The sequence below is a fragment of the Mesorhizobium sp. M0048 genome (genome assembly GCF_040323405.1).
In the GTDB taxonomy this organism is placed as follows: domain Bacteria; phylum Pseudomonadota; class Alphaproteobacteria; order Rhizobiales; family Rhizobiaceae; genus Mesorhizobium.
This window is the reverse complement of record NZ_JAMYUV010000023.1, coordinates 1-13,985: the sequence shown is the minus strand read 5'-3', so window position 1 is coordinate 13,985 and position 13,985 is coordinate 1. Positions and strand designations below refer to the sequence as shown.

At 63.4% G+C, this 13,985-nt stretch carries 20 protein-coding genes; 12 read left to right on the top strand and 8 right to left on the bottom strand.

Annotation, left to right across the window (positions count from 1 at the left end):
* Nucleotides 1-149 precede the first annotated feature (149 nt).
* Nucleotides 150-1,055, top strand: coding sequence for a S1C family serine protease (locus tag NKJ84_RS19270; RefSeq protein WP_254819635.1), 906 nt, complete (start codon nt 150-152; stop codon nt 1,053-1,055).
* A gap of 15 nt (nt 1,056-1,070) precedes the next feature.
* Here NKJ84_RS19270 and NKJ84_RS19265 read toward each other — a convergent pair whose 3' ends face one another.
* From NKJ84_RS19265 to NKJ84_RS19245, 5 genes are all read right to left on the bottom strand, one after another.
* Complete coding sequence (locus NKJ84_RS19265; protein ID WP_352507781.1) at nt 1,071-1,682, bottom strand: hypothetical protein; 612 nt, start codon at nt 1,680-1,682, stop codon at nt 1,071-1,073.
* Between the two features lie 43 nt (nt 1,683-1,725).
* Entirely contained in the window at nt 1,726-1,890 is a 165-nt protein-coding gene (locus tag NKJ84_RS19260) for a hypothetical protein (RefSeq protein ID WP_023675701.1), read from the bottom strand.
* A gap of 241 nt (nt 1,891-2,131) precedes the next feature.
* Nucleotides 2,132-2,314 carry a DUF3606 domain-containing protein gene (locus NKJ84_RS19255; RefSeq protein WP_023675702.1) on the bottom strand — a complete coding sequence of 61 codons (183 nt, stop codon included), beginning with the start codon at nt 2,312-2,314 and terminating at the stop codon, nt 2,132-2,134.
* Between the two features lie 11 nt (nt 2,315-2,325).
* Nucleotides 2,326-2,634 carry a hypothetical protein gene (locus NKJ84_RS19250; RefSeq protein WP_023675703.1) on the bottom strand — a complete coding sequence of 103 codons (309 nt, stop codon included), beginning with the start codon at nt 2,632-2,634 and terminating at the stop codon, nt 2,326-2,328.
* Nucleotides 2,631-2,999, bottom strand: coding sequence for a hypothetical protein (locus tag NKJ84_RS19245; RefSeq protein ID WP_352507780.1), 369 nt, complete (start codon nt 2,997-2,999; stop codon nt 2,631-2,633). The genes NKJ84_RS19250 and NKJ84_RS19245 overlap by 4 nt, the downstream gene beginning before the upstream one ends.
* 240 nt (nt 3,000-3,239) lie before the next feature.
* Between NKJ84_RS19245 and NKJ84_RS19240 the strand changes: the two genes are divergently transcribed.
* On the top strand, nt 3,240-4,238 hold the full coding sequence (locus tag NKJ84_RS19240) for a prohibitin family protein (RefSeq protein WP_352507779.1): 999 nt from the start codon (nt 3,240-3,242) through the stop codon (nt 4,236-4,238).
* A gap of 60 nt (nt 4,239-4,298) precedes the next feature.
* On the opposite strand, the gene NKJ84_RS19235 is transcribed toward NKJ84_RS19240, so the two are convergent.
* A complete protein-coding gene (locus NKJ84_RS19235; RefSeq protein ID WP_352507778.1) occupies nt 4,299-4,865 on the bottom strand; it encodes an RBBP9/YdeN family alpha/beta hydrolase in 567 nt (188 codons plus the stop codon).
* 109 nt (nt 4,866-4,974) lie between these two features.
* Between NKJ84_RS19235 and NKJ84_RS19230 the strand changes: the two genes are divergently transcribed.
* Nucleotides 4,975-5,448, top strand: a complete 474-nt coding sequence (locus tag NKJ84_RS19230) for an Lrp/AsnC family transcriptional regulator (protein WP_352507777.1) — start codon at nt 4,975-4,977, stop codon at nt 5,446-5,448.
* A 5-nt stretch (nt 5,449-5,453) separates the two neighbouring features.
* On the opposite strand, the gene NKJ84_RS19225 is transcribed toward NKJ84_RS19230, so the two are convergent.
* The gene (locus NKJ84_RS19225; RefSeq protein WP_352507776.1) at nt 5,454-5,930 is read right to left on the bottom strand and encodes an Lrp/AsnC family transcriptional regulator; all 477 of its coding nucleotides are present in this window, start codon (nt 5,928-5,930) and stop codon (nt 5,454-5,456) included.
* Between the two features lie 156 nt (nt 5,931-6,086).
* Here NKJ84_RS19225 and NKJ84_RS19220 point away from each other — a divergent pair, with 156 nt between their 5' ends.
* Both NKJ84_RS19220 and NKJ84_RS19215 read left to right on the top strand, forming a co-directional pair.
* Nucleotides 6,087-6,839, top strand: coding sequence for a tryptophan 2,3-dioxygenase family protein (locus NKJ84_RS19220; RefSeq protein WP_352507775.1), 753 nt, complete (start codon nt 6,087-6,089; stop codon nt 6,837-6,839).
* Nucleotides 6,840-7,100: 261 nt separating this feature from the next.
* Complete coding sequence (locus NKJ84_RS19215; protein ID WP_254819626.1) at nt 7,101-7,532, top strand: DoxX family protein; 432 nt, start codon at nt 7,101-7,103, stop codon at nt 7,530-7,532.
* Nucleotides 7,533-7,571: 39 nt separating this feature from the next.
* Here the strand turns inward: NKJ84_RS19215 and NKJ84_RS19210 are convergent, their stop codons facing one another.
* Nucleotides 7,572-7,877: a hypothetical protein gene (locus NKJ84_RS19210; RefSeq protein ID WP_023675713.1), complete on the bottom strand. Its 306-nt coding sequence runs from the start codon at nt 7,875-7,877 to the stop codon at nt 7,572-7,574.
* A gap of 1,194 nt (nt 7,878-9,071) precedes the next feature.
* On the opposite strand from NKJ84_RS19210, the gene NKJ84_RS19200 reads away from it, so the two are divergent.
* From NKJ84_RS19200 to NKJ84_RS19175, 7 genes are all read left to right on the top strand, one after another.
* Complete coding sequence (locus NKJ84_RS19200) at nt 9,072-9,479, top strand: hypothetical protein (RefSeq protein WP_352507774.1); 408 nt, start codon at nt 9,072-9,074, stop codon at nt 9,477-9,479.
* 3 nt (nt 9,480-9,482) lie between these two features.
* Entirely contained in the window at nt 9,483-9,881 is a 399-nt protein-coding gene (locus NKJ84_RS19195; RefSeq protein ID WP_254819622.1) for a hypothetical protein, read from the top strand.
* Between the two features lie 79 nt (nt 9,882-9,960).
* Entirely contained in the window at nt 9,961-10,512 is a 552-nt protein-coding gene (locus tag NKJ84_RS19190; RefSeq protein ID WP_254819621.1) for a terminase large subunit domain-containing protein, read from the top strand.
* A gap of 279 nt (nt 10,513-10,791) precedes the next feature.
* Nucleotides 10,792-11,244: a terminase large subunit domain-containing protein gene (locus NKJ84_RS33270; protein WP_502904031.1), complete on the top strand. Its 453-nt coding sequence runs from the start codon at nt 10,792-10,794 to the stop codon at nt 11,242-11,244.
* Nucleotides 11,142-11,546, top strand: coding sequence for a phage terminase large subunit family protein (locus tag NKJ84_RS33265; protein ID WP_502904030.1), 405 nt, complete (start codon nt 11,142-11,144; stop codon nt 11,544-11,546). Before NKJ84_RS33270 ends, NKJ84_RS33265 begins: the two co-directional genes overlap by 103 nt.
* Nucleotides 11,543-12,136 (top strand): hypothetical protein, encoded by a 594-nt coding sequence (locus NKJ84_RS19180; protein WP_352507773.1) that lies wholly within the window; start codon nt 11,543-11,545, stop codon nt 12,134-12,136. The genes NKJ84_RS33265 and NKJ84_RS19180 overlap by 4 nt, the downstream gene beginning before the upstream one ends.
* A 467-nt stretch (nt 12,137-12,603) precedes the next feature.
* Nucleotides 12,604-13,767, top strand: coding sequence for an acyltransferase family protein (locus NKJ84_RS19175; RefSeq protein ID WP_352507772.1), 1,164 nt, complete (start codon nt 12,604-12,606; stop codon nt 13,765-13,767).
* The last annotated feature ends 218 nt before the right edge of the window (nt 13,768-13,985 follow it).

The following is a 13,985-nucleotide window of genomic DNA, read 5'->3' as shown; positions in this document are numbered from 1 at the left end:
ACAGATAGGGCTGCCGGCGCTGTTGCAAAACCCCGGCGCGAACGGCGCGGCGCCGGTCCACGCCAAAGCCGGCGCCACCTCTTGCGCCTGATCACCTGCGCCATACCTATAGCCCATATCAGCCTGCGAACATTGCCGGGAACCAAAGCATGAATATCGAACCCCTTTTGCGATCCATCGTGGCCGTCCGCGCCACCGTGCCGGAGGACGCCTTCACGGCAAATACACTTGGCACCCGCCGCGAGGGCAGTGGCGTGGTCATCCGCGGCGACGGGCTGGTACTCACCATCGGCTATCTCATTACCGAGGCCGAGGAGGTCTGGCTGGCCGACCAGGACGGGCGCGTGGTTCCCGCCCATGCGCTTGCCTATGACCAGGAGTCGGGCTTCGGCCTGGTGCAGGCGCTGGCGCCGCTCGGGCTGCCCGCCATTGCGCTCGGCGACGCGTCCAGGGCGAAGATCGGCGATCCCGTCGTGCTCTCCGACGGCGTCGGCCGCTCCGTGCGGGCGCGAATCGTCACCAAGCAGGAATTCGCCGGCTATTGGGAATATCTGCTCGACGAGGCGATCTTCACGGCGCCGGCTCACCCTTCATGGGGCGGCGCCGGCCTCATCGGCGCGGATGGCAGGCTGCTCGGCATCGGTTCGCTGCGCCTGCAGATGAGCCGCAACGGCGAGGTCGCCGACATCAACATGGTGGTGCCGATCGATCTTCTGCCGCCCATCCTCGACGATCTGCTGACGCGCGGGCAGGTCGCCAAGCCGCCGCGGCCGTGGCTCGGCGCCTTCTCGGCGGAGAGCGACGGCAAGGTCGTGGTGATGAGCGTCGCCGAGGGCGGTCCAGCCGCCCAGGCGGGCCTTCGCCAAGGCGATGTCATCTCGGATGTCCGCGACACGGCGGTCGATGGGCTTGCCGATTTTTATCGCAAGCTTTGGAACAGCGGCCCGGCGGGCGCCGAGATCCCGCTCCGGGTGCTGCGCGACGGCCGCGAAACCTGGCTGCGCGTCAAGTCCGCCGATCGCAACAGTCTGCTGTGGAAGCCGCCGCTGCAGTGAGGCAACCGAAACCTCTCACTCTCCGCAAGCGCTGAAGCCAGTGCCCGGAGTCCATTCCGCAAATGGGATGACCTTGCCTTCGACCGATACGGTCGCTTGCCTGGTGCTGCCGTCCGCCAACTTCTTGCTGCTTTTGCCCTTGCCGGTCAGCACATTGTAGTCGCAGTCGCCGGCAACATTGTCGTCCATGTAATCCCAATATTCATAGGCAAAACCGGCGACGACGAACGTGCCGTTGCGCCAGGCGAGCGTCAGCGTCTTGTTGGTCCGCTCGCTGCCGATCTCCATCGCCGGAACATAGAGCTTGATCGAGCCGTTGGGGAGCGCAGTGAGTTCGGGCTCGGTGTCGGATCTGGCGGGGCCCGGCCGCTCGTAATCCTTCCATTCGCCGTAAATCTGTTCATGCACGACCCCGGCAGGTCTGAGAAAATTACCGTCGCGGTCCCTGCGGAACAAATGCAGATCCATGGGATGGCCGGGCTCGGTCTCGACGATCATCGCCAGATCGGCGGCACCGTCGCCGTTCCAATCGCCGGTCGCCGCGGTGATGATCTTCTGCGTCTCGATCGGTTCTGCCAGTGCGGCCGCCGGCAGCAGCAGGACCAGACCGAATATTGTCGATCGCATGAAAATCCTCTTCGCCTGGACAGGCCTGAGACGCACGCGCTTCTCAGGAGGCCCGGCTCTGCCGCGTCTCGGAACGGCTCGTCTCGTTGAGCAGCCGGCAGAGCGAAACCGCTTCACGACGGCTCAGGCCGATCAGCGCGATTTCCGAAAATTGCGCCGGCAGATCGTGAACGATGTCCCACACCATCCAACGGCCGTTCGGCTCCATGACACATTCATAGCGCAATAATTGTTCCTGCATCCGACCCCCGGCTTTGCTCACCGGACTGGTACAGCGTCGAGGTAAATGAGTTGTTGCGCGGCGAGAGTATTCCGCGGCTGTCAAAACCAGGCGTTGAATCCCCACAGGGGCGAACCCGACAGGTCACGGCTGACGGTGCCGATACTCTCGACAAGGCGGCAGGGCAGGGACGCTTCCGGCGTGAACGGCGGCCGCCGCCAGAATTGGTTCAGGCGTTGCGGCTCGCCATATGCGCGTCGAGCTTCCTCCTCGAGGGGCCGTAACGCTTGATGATGGTCGCGGCCTCGCTTTGCGGTATGCCGTATTTGCGGGCAAAGGCAGCGACCTCGTAAGGCTCTTCGCCTGAGACCAGTTTGCGATCCTGCTTGGTCTTGGATTTGTCGTCGGCCATGGCGTCCTCCATCACATCTGGTCGTTATAGGGCTCCTTGGTCCGGCCGACCATCCTGGCCAGTTCGGCAAAGGACGGCACGCCGGTTTCGCCCTGGGCATTGTTGGCCGCCTGCAGCAGCCTGAGCGGAAAGCAGACGGCGTCGCGGTTGGATGGCGACATGTCTTCATAGAGACGCTCGTCGCTGGTCATCGCCGCCTCGGCCCGGCGCAACGCCATGTCGACCTCGTCGACCGACAGCAGGCCCTTGTGGACCAGCGCGTTGTTGACGGCCGCGATCGCCATCATCAATCCTTCGAGTTGGAGATTGGCGACGTTCATCGTTTTGCGTCCTCGCCGGGCTTCTTGGCGGTGGCCTTGTGGTCTGGCCGGATCGCTGCGCGCGGCGGGTTCTGGCCCTCCGAATGCCGGGTCTTGTCGTCGAAATCGTCAGCCGGCCTGGTCAATCCCATGCCGCCGGGAGGCGGCTTGTTGCCGGCCGCATCCTGCGAAAATTGGTCGGCCGCGTCGGGGCTCATCTTTGCCGGATATTTCCTCGCTCCGGTCTCGTAGCGGTTCGGGTCGTCGGCCATGTCCTGTGCTCCCGTTGCAATGAGCAGATAACTTTCATGCGGCGGCAGCGGTTCCGTGGCGAAATCGACGTTGCCGGTGCGCAAGCCGTCGCAATCTGTCGGGTTTTCGTGCATCCTTGTGCATGCCAACGATGCTTCGCTCCGACGCGCCGGCAAAATGCTGCTCCTACTGCGGTGGGCGCGACCACGACTACGAGGATTGCCCGAAGCGCAAAAGCGATGCCGAACGGCAGAAGGAGACGCCAGGCAACGCGTACTGCCGCGGCTGCAGGGGAAATCCGCTAGCCAGCCTGAACCACCCCGCCGGTCCGGGGCCGGCCGGCGCGAAGATCCTTCCATGTCGAGAGGATTGCAATGCCGCCGCTATTGTGGGCAAAAGCAGCACGGGCAATCGGGTTGGGGTGGGGTAATGACCGAAACGCAAGGCAATTCAGGCCGTCCGCAGGGCAAGCCGGGGACGGCGTCGGGGTCGACGCACTCCTCATCGTGGCGCTCGGCATCTTTGCGCTGTTTGGATCCTGGTACACGATCGATCAGGGCGACCGCGGCGTGCTCTTGACCAACGGGGCGCTGAGTTCGGTCGTCGATCCCGGACTGCATTTCAAGCTGCCGTGGTTACAGCGCGTCGAGAAGATCAGCCTGCGCCAGCAGGTGCTCAAATGGGGCTGCGAGAACCAGAACGCTTGCGGCGGCCTGCCGGCCATGCAGGCCTATTCGCGCGACCAGCAGCCGGCCGACATGCGCGTCACCGTCAACTTCCACGTGCCGGCCGCCGAAGTCAGCAACGTCTACACCAATTATGGATCGATCGAGGCACTGGCCGACCGTGTCATTGCCAGGAAAGCACCGCAGGAGATCAAGACCGTGTTCGGCCAGTACGACGCGGTGTCGGTTATCCAGAACCGGGCGAAGTTCAACAAGGACGTTGCCGACGCCATCGCGGCGGTAACCGACGGCCCGGTGATGATAGACAGCGTGCAGGTCGAGAACATCGACTTCTCCGACGCCTACGAGCAGGCGGTCGAAGCCAGGATGACGGCGCAGGTGGAGGTGCAGAAGCAGGAACAGAACCTGCAGCAGGAAAAGATCAAGGCCGATATCGCTGTCACCCAGGCCAAGGGCCGCGCCGACAGCGTCAAGGCCGAAGCCGAGGCCAGCGCCTACAAGACCAGGGTCGAAGGCGATGCGACCGCGGGCGCCATCAAGGCTCGCGCCGCCGCAATCGCCAACAATCCGCTGCTGGTCGAACTGACCAAGGCGGAGAGATGGAACGGCGAATTGCCGAAGTCGATGATCCCGGGTTCGACAGTGCCGTTCCTGGAGCTCAGCACACCTGCCGCAGCATCGAACTGAGGCGCGGCGCCGCGGCGCAAACCAGATCAGGACGGCGGCAAGGTAGCCGTCCCATTGCGGTCACGGCTGAAGCACGGCGCCTCGGGCGCTTGCTTGCGTTCGCCCGAGAAAAGCCGTCAGCAGCTCCATTCCCACCGGCCAGTCGCCGAGCCCGCTGTCGCCATTGATGTGGCCAAGCGGCCCGGCGATATGGAAATCGCTGCCCCAGCGCTCGGATTTCGCCCTGACATAGTCCAGCGAGCCGTAGGGATCGTTGGTGCTGGCGACAATCAGCGACGGAAAGCGAAGCTGTTGTTGCGGCGCGTCGGCGAAGGCCCGGGCCGAGGAGGGGAAGGCCGGCGACGCAGGGTCCGGAACGGCGACCAGCAACGCGCCGCCGATAGAGCGGGGGGAGATCCGCTGCCAGTGTACGACCAGCAGACAGCCGAGGCTATGGGCGACGAGCACCGGCGGTGTCCATGCCTGGCATACAGCGGTTTCCAGTGCTGCCACCCAGTCGTCGAAATCCGGCGCATCCCAACTCGCCGGACTGAACCGCCGCATCGCCGGGCTTGCCTGCTGCCAATGCGTCTGCCAATGGGCTTTGCCCGATCCGCCGATGCCCGGCACAATGATGAAGTCGGTCATGCGAAGCCCTTCTTTCCTGATGCCGCGCGCAATTCTAGGTCTTCTCCTGGGCAGCGGAATGAGAGATCATCGGAAAGCAGCGACGAAATCCGATGGATTAAAGGCGATCATGCGGAACGGCGATTATCGGCCAAGGCTCGATCCCACCGATCTGGCGATCATTGAGATCATGCAGGAGGATGGCCGCATCGGCATTTCCGAGCTTGGCCGCCGCGTCGGACTGTCCCAGCCCGCCACCTCGGAACGGGTGAAGCGGCTGGAGGAGCGCGGGGTCATCACCGGTTACAAGGCGGTGATCAATTCGGCAGCGCTCGGGCTCGGCACCATGGCGGTCATCCGCCTGCGCACCACGCATGAGCATATCCAGGCCTGCCTGAAGAAGTTCGCCCAATTGCCGGAGGTGGTCGAGGTGCTGCGGGTGACCGGTGAGGATTGTTTTCTGGTCAAGGTCGTGGTCCCGTCACCGCCCGACCTTGAAAGCATCGTCGACAGCATCGGCCGGTACGGCACGGTGACGACAAATGTGGTTCTGCGCGCCGAGCAACCGAAGCGGCTGGGACGCGAATTGATAACCAGGGCCTGACCGGTCTATCGCTTGGTCTGTGTATGCCCGACGGCATTGGCGAACGAGATGCCGCCCTTGATCTCGCGCATCGCCATCGAGGTGATCGTGCGCCGCACGCCGGGCAGCCGGCTGAGCTCCTCGCGCAGCATCCTGTCGAGCGCCATCATGTCGACGGTGACGATCTGCAGGAGATAGTCGGCCTCGCCAGTCGTGGCGTGGCAGCGGCGGATCAGCGGATGCTGTTTGACCGCCGCCTCGAAGGCGTCCGACAGTTCGAAATCGATCGACACCTGGATGAAGGCCTCGATGCCGAAGCCGAGCTTGGCTGGGTCGATCAGGGTCGAGTAGCCGCGGATGACGCCGGCGTCCTCAAGCGCCTTGACCCGCTTCCAGCACGGCGTCTTGCTCAGGCCGACCTCATCGGCGAGCGCGGCAAAGGAGGTGCGGGCATCGCGTTCGAGCACCGCGACGATCTTCCGGTCGACCGCATCCAGCATCATTCGTTCTTTCTGTCTGCTTCAGAGGCAGCTTTCGTCCTTCATTTCTCGCCAATCGAATAACAGAAAGGGACAATGTTCGGCAAGAAAGCGATTAGACTCGGGGACCGGGATCCAACAAACGCCTGCGGCCCAACGGCCGCGGCAAGGAGCATGGCCATGGACAAGCAGGACTATTATGCCCGCATCGAAACGCCTGAGATGCGCGACTATGGCGTCTACCTCAAATGCGACAGGCTGCTGGCCTGCCAGAAGCCGCTGGCCGAGATGGTCAATGCCGACGAGCTGCAGTTCCAGATCGTGCATCAGGTCGAGGAGCTGTGGATGAAGCTCATCGCCTATACGCTGGTCGATGTCGTCGATTTCCTGGAAAAGCAGGATACGCATCGCATCGTCACGCTGATGGGACGCGTGCACCGGCTGATGCGGCTGATGACGGCGCAGCTCGACCTGCTCGAAACCATGTCGCCCAAGGAGTACCAGCAGATCCGGCTGCAGCTCGGCAATGGCAGCGGTCAGGAATCGCCGGGTTTCAAGCAGCTGTTGCGTCTGCCGCCGGATCTGTGGCGGGCCTTCAAGACGTCATACCTCGACGGCCGCGGCCTCTCGGTCGAGGATGTCTACGATACCGGCTACGATCACGGCGACAGCTATGTCGTTGCCGAAGCGCTGGTCGAGTTCGACGAGCTGTTCCAGAAATTCCGCGCCAACCACCTCTATCTCATCCACCGCACGATCGGCCTCGGCGCGAAATCGCTGAAGGGCAGGCCGGTCGAATTGCTGGAGGCCGGCGCCCGCCACCGCTTCTTCCCGGAACTCTGGGACATACGCTGGGCGATGACCGACCGCTGGGGCAGCCAGTATGGAACGGTACGGGAGCCGATCAGCAAGCCGGGGGTGAACTTAGGGTAGTTTCAGGCTCGGGTTCCTCGCCTCGCGCGAAGCGGCGGAGAGAGGGCCGCGAAGCGGCCGGAGAGGGGCCTTTTCTTTGCCGGCGCAGTCCCCCTCAACGTCGCGGCTTCGCCGCGCCACCTCTCCCCCATGAATGGGGGCGAGGAAACCTGCCTTCTCCCCGCGCACTTGTCTCCTGCAGGTTTTTCGGGGGATGATGTCGGGCTTGCGGCTGGTGGTGCGTCCTTGGGGCACAACCATCGTAACTCTTGGGAGGACGTCGTGACCTTGGAAACCGCTCAATCAACCGTCCAGTCGCCGTGGCAGACCGCGGCAATCCTCATCGCCCGCCTGATCTTCGCAGCCGTCTTCCTGATGGCCGTGATCTTCAAATTCGTCGATATCGGCGCCACCGCCGGCTATATCGCGGCGGCCGGGTTTCCATTCCCGCTCTTCCTGGCCTGGTGCGCAGCCCTGCTTGAGGTCGTCCTCGTTCTATGCTTCCTGACTGGCGCCTTCTTCTCATGGGCAGCACTTGTCGCCGGCGCCTATGTGCTGTTCCTGGGCTTCGCCTTCCACGGGCCGTCGCACTGGGCCGGCAACCAGGCGGAGTTCGGCTTCTTCGTCGATCACTTCACCTTCCTGGCCGGGCTGCTGTTTGCCGCCGTGCACGGGCCGGGCCGCGTCCTGGCGCTGAGGCTTGGCAGGGGGTGATGCCAAAGCTTGCTGCGGCGGTCATCCTCGATCGCCGCGTCACATCTGGTCGTTGTAAGGTTCCTTGATCTGACCGACCATGCGCGCCAGTTTTGAGAAGGAGGGCATGTCCGTCTCCGGCTGACATTGATTGGCCAGCTCCAGCAGTCGGATCGGGAAGTTGACGGCATCGCGACTCGACGCCGACATGCCTTCGGACCTTTCCTCGTTGGTCTCGCTGGCTTCGGCCTTGCGCAATGCGATATCTATCTCCTCGACGGAGAGCACGCCCTTGCGGACCAGGACCTGATTGATCGATGCGATGGCCATAAGCAGGCCTTCGAGTTGCAGATTGGCGACGTTCATGATTTTTGCTCCCATTGGCTAGGGTTCAAACGCGCGAATGCCTGTTCTGATCCGGACGGTGGCGTCTCGCCGGACATTCCAGTGTGCTTCGCCAATCGGCTACTCTGCGTTTTTTCGCGTCTCAGGTGAATTTTGTTCTTGCTTTGTGCCGGCAGCTATGCTACTAATGTGGGTATGGTGCTAATTGGCTCCAACGACCCGCCCGCCGAGGCGGGTTTTTTGTTTCAGGCTTCTTTTTCGATCAGACGTTACGTGAGCTGGCTATGAAGTCGGCGGGACAGCGTCCCCCCTCTGTCCTGCCGGACATCTCCCCCTCTAGTGGGGAGATTGGCTGTCATTGCCGCTTTCGCCAATTTTGTAGGTGCAAAAAGGCGCTGCCGCCAAAGCTGCCGATCTCCCCCCTCGTGGGGGAGATGTCCGGCAGGACAGAGGGGGGCGCGAAGGAACGCAAGCTTGCCGGCTGACAGCCGAGGCACCGAGGGAAGTTCCCATTTTTTGCCGCCGATGGCACATTTTGTTCTTGCTTTGTGCCGGCAGCTATGCTACTGATCTGAGTATGGTGCTAATTGGCTCCAACGACCCGCCCGCCGAGGCGGGTTTTTTGTTTCAGGCTCCCTTTCGACCAAACGTTACGTGATCTGCCGGCTGTGAAGTGGGCGGACGCAGCGAGGCGCTGGAACTGCCGATCTCCCCACTAGAGGGGGAGATGTCCGGCAGGACAGAGGGGGCGCGAATGAACACAACCTTGGCGACCGTTTCTTGAGCACAACCTCGCGGCGGGCAAAGGAAATCGCTTTTTTTCACCGTGCCACATTTTGTTCTTGCTTTGTGCCGGCAGCTATGCTACTAATCTGCGTATGGTGCTAATTGGCTCCAACGACCCGCCCGCCGAGGCGGGTTTTTTGTTTCAGGCTTTATCTTTCGATCGAATGATGTGCGTGCTGCCGGCTGTGAAGTTGGCGGGACAGCGCCCCCCTCTGTCCTGCCGGACATCTCCCCCTCTAGTGGGGAGATTGGCAGCTTGGGCGACAGCACCTTTTTTGCATCCTACAAAATTGGCGAAAGCGGTGATGACAGCCAATCTCCCTCCTTGTGGGGGAGATGTCCGGCAGGACAGAGGGGGGCGCGACGGAACGCGACCTCGAGGATCCTCAAATTAGCGCGCCGCCGTGCGCCCATCCCAGGAAAAGCACCATGTCCAACCGTTACGCCACCATCATCATCGACGATGACGGCCGAGAGGTCGTCAGCGCTATTGGCGAGTTCGCCGGCACCGCACCCTATGCACGCCATGGCCGCTTCGAGCAGGTTGTCGTCGGCGTGCGGATCGGCATGGTGCGCGGCGGCCCCGGCGACGCGGTCGGCGGTTTCGGCTTCCCGTTGGGAGCACTCGACGGCAAGGCGGCGGCAATTCTAAGGGCAAGGCTGAATGCGTTGCCCGACGCCAGTACATTGGGGCCTGGCACGACGACCGATGCGAAATCGGCAAGCCAGCCGCCGAAGCCGAAGTCGGCGCGCGCCGCCAAGAAAGCGAAGCCGCGCAAGCGCATCGTGCGGCCAGGCAACAAGAAGCCGGCGATCTCCGCCGGGACGGCGGAGTAGGGCATGGCCAAAGCTCCTTCCGCCGGCGATCCGCAGCCGCACGATCAAGCACCCGGCAAGCAGACCAGGCGGGCGAAGAAGACGCTGGCCGACGGCTTTCTCGAAGCGATCCGCGCCGATTTCCGCGCCCATGGCGCCGGCGTCATCGCCGAGGTGCGCGCCGAAAAGCCCGACCAGTATCTGAAGCTCGTGCTGTCGGTGCTGCCCAAGGATCTTAGTGTCAACATCAACAATCTGGATGCATTGAGCGATGACGAAATCAGGCAGCGCATCCGCGGCCTCGAAGCCGTCCTTAGGCCGTTCCTCGAGAAGCCGGGCCTCGAAAAAGGCCTCGCACAGCCGGGCGGCAAGGAAGGAATATCTCAGCCTGCTGGCGGAGCTGGACCGGAGGCGCCGCACTAACCAGCTTGCCGCCTATCGGCCCTATCCCCGACAGGCCGAATTCCACGCCGCCGGCGCGACCAATCGCGAACGCCTGTTCATGGCCGGCAACCAGCTCGGCAAGACCAGGGCCGGCGGCGCCGAGTGGGCGATGCACCTCACCGGCCGCTATCCCGACTGGTGGCAAGGCAAGGTTTTCGATTGTCCGGTTCGGATGTGGGCGGCCGGCGTCACCGGCGAAAGCACGCGCGACAACCCGCAGCGCATCCTGATCGGCCCGCCGCAGCAGCAGGCGGCGTGGGGCACCGGTATGATCCCGGCCGACGCGATCCTCAGCACGATGGCGGGGCGGGCGCCGGGCGCGCTCGACAGCGTCGTGGTGGCCTGGGGCGGCGGTGGCGACGTGCAGGCCGGCGAATCCGTGCTGTCGTTCAAGAGTTACGAGAAGGGCCGCGAGAAGTGGCAGGGCGAGACGCTGCACGGCGTCTGGTTCGACGAGGAGCCGCCGCTCGACATCTATTCCGAAGGGCTGACCCGCACCAACGCCACCGGCGGCATCACCATCGTCACCTTCACGCCGCTGCTCGGCATGTCGGACGTGGTGCTGCTGTTTTTGTCCGCGGAGCAGGTGGGAGGGATGGGGAGGGGATGACAGGGCTGCGAAATCGCGCAACTCGCGTTCCTTCGCGCCCCCCTCTGTCCTGCCGGACATCTCCCCCTCTAGTGGGGAGATTGGATGTCGCATTGGCTTTCGCCAATCTCCAATGCTTGCGGATAAGCGAGACGCTGAAGCTGCCATCTCCCCCCTTGAGGGGGAGATGTCCGGCAGGACAGAGGGGGGCGCTGTCCCGCCATCATGAAAACATCTTACCGAACAGCAGCATACGTCCAACACCTGCCACCATGATTCAATGCCGCGAGGGTGAAAACAATGACCCGTCACGTCACCTTCATGACCATCGACGACGCCGAGCACTACACGCCGCAGCAGCGCGCCGAGATCATTGCCGCCTATCCGGCGCATGAGCGCGAGGCGCGGGCCAAGGGCATTCCGGTGCTCGGCTCCGGCCGCATCTTTCCGGTGGCCGAGGAGCTGATCGCCTGCGAGCCGTTCCGGCTGCCGCGCTATTGGCCGCGGCTCGGCGCGCTCGATTTCGGTTGGGACCATCCCTCGGCCGCGGTCGAGCTTGCCTGGGATACGGAAGCCGATGTCGTCTATGTCACGAAGGCCTGCCGTGCCTCGCAGCAGACTCCCGCCATGCAGGCGCTGACGCTGAAACCGTGGGCGATTGGCTGCCATGGGCATGGCCGCGCGCCGGCGGGCGCGAGACGCTGGAGGGTGCGGGCACCGCGCTTGCGAAGCAATATTCCGCGCATGGGCTGAACATGCTCGCCAGCCATGCGCAGTTCGCCGACGGTTCCGTATCGGTCGAGGCCGGGCTGATGGACATGCTCGACCGCATGCAATCCGGCCGCTTCAAGGTGTTTTCGACGCTTCTGCCCTGGTTCGAGGAGTTCCGGCTCTATCACCGCAGGGACGGCCAGGTGGTGAAGCTGCGCGACGATCTGATGGCCGCGACCCGTTATGGCGTGATGATGCTGCGGGAAGCGGTGGTCGATCCGGCGGTATTCAAGGCGGCGCGGCGGAAGGCCGGGCAGGCCGATCCGCTGGGGTTGTTCAGGTGACCCTCCGCATCATTCCCGCCACGTTGCGCGACCTCTCCTACATCGCCGCCAATCTGCGCCCCGAGGATCGGGCCGAAATCGACTGCCAATTGGACAACTGGTCGCCGGCTTTGCTGGCACTGACGGCGCTGCAGGGCTTTGCTTATGTCGCCGAGCTCGATGGCAATCCGGAGGCCGGCTTCGGTGCTGCCGAGCAGCGCAGCGGATTGTGGATCGCCTGGAGTTGGGGCACGCGCCGCATGCGGCGCTGCGTGCCTGCTATTACGGAGTTCTTTCACGCGGTGCTCGGGCCGGAGGTTGCGGCACGCGGCGCCTGGCGGGTCGAGGCCCGCGCCTTGGCAGCCAACGGTTTGGCGCTGCGCTGGCTTGCAAGGCTGGGCGCGACGCAACGCTGCCGCCTGCCGGGCTATGGCCGGAACGGCGAGGACTTTCTGCTCTACGACTGGACAAGAAGCTCTCACTTTGGAGAAAACCATGTGCCTTTTTCAAAAGCCGCCGGCGCTGAAGCCGTTGGCGCCGACACCGACCATTGCCGACAAGGACGTGCAGGCGCGCGAAGCCGCTTTACGGGCTCAGCTTGCGGCCAATGATGGCACTGCAGGAACCGTGAAGACCGATTTGTCGCCCGGCGACCTCACCGGCCAGCGCCGCGTGCTGCTGGGGGTTTGACATGGGCGCCATGAGAAGAGTGTTCCGCAACCGGGTGCTGGCGTGGTGGTACTGGCGCCGGCACGCAAGGTTGGCGAAGAAGCGGTGATGCTGCCAATCTCCCCACTCGTGGGGGAGATGCCCGGCAGGGCAGAGGGGGCGCTATCCCGCCGCCTCGGTGATCAATTTGCAATTACCGCCATCGGCTCATTCCGGTGGGAACGAAACTGAGCTTGGCGTTCCTTCGCGCCCCCCTCTGGCCTGCCGGCCATCTCCCCCACGAGTGGGGAGATCGGCAGCTTCCGCATTTTCCGTAACAGCCGAGCGCAATTCGTGTTCCTTCCGCACGGTTGACATTCCTTCCTCAGCCGCCATGCTGCAATGCAACATGGCCATCGAGGAGTCCGGCATGACAGAAGCCCGGTCATCGCGCATCGAGTGCCTGGACGGGCTTCGGGCGCTCGCCGCGATCTGGGTGCTCATCGGACACTGCCTGCTGTTGACCGGCTGGCATATTCCTATTCTCGGCGAACCGGATCTCGGCGTCGACCTCTTCATCATGCTGTCCGGTTTCCTGATGGTGTTCCACTACCAGCTGCGCCAGGACAAGGAGCCCTGGCAAAGGCCGGAAACCTGGCTGAAGTTCTGGACCCGCCGCTATTTCAGGATTGCGCCGCTGTTCTACGTCATGCTGTTCGCTGCCCTGGCGCTTGGCCCTTATCTCTACCAGTCCAGGATGGTCATCGACGAGTTCCTGCTGCGGTCGCCGCAGGCGCCCGAGCGTTATCTCGACGGCGGCTTGAAAAACATCGGCGCCCATCTGCTGTTCCTGTTCGGCCTGGTGCCGAATTTCGCCTATCGCACGCCGCTGCCCGACTGGAGCCTTGGCTTGGAGATGCAGTTCTATGCAGTGTTCCCGGCGATTATGCTGCTGGTGCGCAGGCTTGACTGGATATGGAGCGGTATCCTGGTCGCGGCGATCGGCAGCGCGATCGTGTTGTTGATGGGACAATTGTCGGTGCATTTTCCGATGCCGTCGTTCCTGCCGCTGAAGATGCAGATTTTCCTGTGCGGGATGCTGCTGGCGGGCGTCGTCCATCAAAGGCAAAAGCGGCCTTTCGTGCATCTGACATTGGCCATGGCTCTGGCCGCGCTGCCCTTCGGCGGCGGCTACGGGCTTGGCAAGTTTTTGATGCGCGAAGCGCTCGTCGTGGGTTTCTTTGCGCTGGTTCTCTACCAGATGCTGCCGGGAATAGCGGGCATCATGGCCAGAAAGATCGCCATGACGCTCGCCAACCGGTTCTTTCATCTGATGGGTGAGCTTTCCTTCAGCATCTATTTGATCCATCTGCTGGTTCTCCAGCCGGCGGCGGCTCTGGTTATCACCCAGTTCGGCCACGAATTGTCGGCGCCGCTGCGCTTCGCGATCGTTGTTGTCCTCGTCTTGCCGGTGGTGTGCCTGCTGTCCTGGATCACCTATACGCTGATCGAAGTGCCCGGCCAGAAGATGGGACGTTTCGTGGTGCAGCGCTTTGGGCGCAAAGCCGCGCTGGAGACGACGCCGGCGGAATAAGGCGCTTCCAATCTCTCCGCTTGAGGGGGAGATGTCGCCGAAGGCGACAGAGGGGGTCGCCGATCCACGCGAGACGACCCCCTCTGTCCTACCGGACATCTCCCCCTCAAGTGGGTGTTTGGACCGGGGACATCGCGAACAGGTGTGCGAGGACATCGCGAACAGTTTGGCGCGCTTTGCGCTGGGGGGTTCGGGATGCCATTCGAGGACACGAGCGC

Coding starts and splice junctions, on each gene's coding strand:
- NKJ84_RS19270 (WP_254819635.1), top strand. CDS start 150: ATGAATATCGAACCCCTTTTGCGATCCATCGTGGCCGTCCGCGCCACC.
- NKJ84_RS19265 (WP_352507781.1), bottom strand. CDS start 1,682: ATGCGATCGACAATATTCGGTCTGGTCCTGCTGCTGCCGGCGGCCGCA.
- NKJ84_RS19260 (WP_023675701.1), bottom strand. CDS start 1,890: ATGGAGCCGAACGGCCGTTGGATGGTGTGGGACATCGTTCACGATCTG.
- NKJ84_RS19255 (WP_023675702.1), bottom strand. CDS start 2,314: ATGGCCGACGACAAATCCAAGACCAAGCAGGATCGCAAACTGGTCTCA.
- NKJ84_RS19250 (WP_023675703.1), bottom strand. CDS start 2,634: ATGAACGTCGCCAATCTCCAACTCGAAGGATTGATGATGGCGATCGCG.
- NKJ84_RS19245 (WP_352507780.1), bottom strand. CDS start 2,999: ATGCACGAAAACCCGACAGATTGCGACGGCTTGCGCACCGGCAACGTC.
- NKJ84_RS19240 (WP_352507779.1), top strand. CDS start 3,240: ATGCCGCCGCTATTGTGGGCAAAAGCAGCACGGGCAATCGGGTTGGGG.
- NKJ84_RS19235 (WP_352507778.1), bottom strand. CDS start 4,865: ATGACCGACTTCATCATTGTGCCGGGCATCGGCGGATCGGGCAAAGCC.
- NKJ84_RS19230 (WP_352507777.1), top strand. CDS start 4,975: ATGCGGAACGGCGATTATCGGCCAAGGCTCGATCCCACCGATCTGGCG.
- NKJ84_RS19225 (WP_352507776.1), bottom strand. CDS start 5,930: ATGATGCTGGATGCGGTCGACCGGAAGATCGTCGCGGTGCTCGAACGC.
- NKJ84_RS19220 (WP_352507775.1), top strand. CDS start 6,087: ATGGACAAGCAGGACTATTATGCCCGCATCGAAACGCCTGAGATGCGC.
- NKJ84_RS19210 (WP_023675713.1), bottom strand. CDS start 7,877: ATGAACGTCGCCAATCTGCAACTCGAAGGCCTGCTTATGGCCATCGCA.
- NKJ84_RS19200 (WP_352507774.1), top strand. CDS start 9,072: ATGTCCAACCGTTACGCCACCATCATCATCGACGATGACGGCCGAGAG.
- NKJ84_RS19195 (WP_254819622.1), top strand. CDS start 9,483: ATGGCCAAAGCTCCTTCCGCCGGCGATCCGCAGCCGCACGATCAAGCA.
- NKJ84_RS19190 (WP_254819621.1), top strand. CDS start 9,961: ATGGCCGGCAACCAGCTCGGCAAGACCAGGGCCGGCGGCGCCGAGTGG.
- NKJ84_RS33270 (WP_502904031.1), top strand. CDS start 10,792: ATGACCCGTCACGTCACCTTCATGACCATCGACGACGCCGAGCACTAC.
- NKJ84_RS19175 (WP_352507772.1), top strand. CDS start 12,604: ATGACAGAAGCCCGGTCATCGCGCATCGAGTGCCTGGACGGGCTTCGG.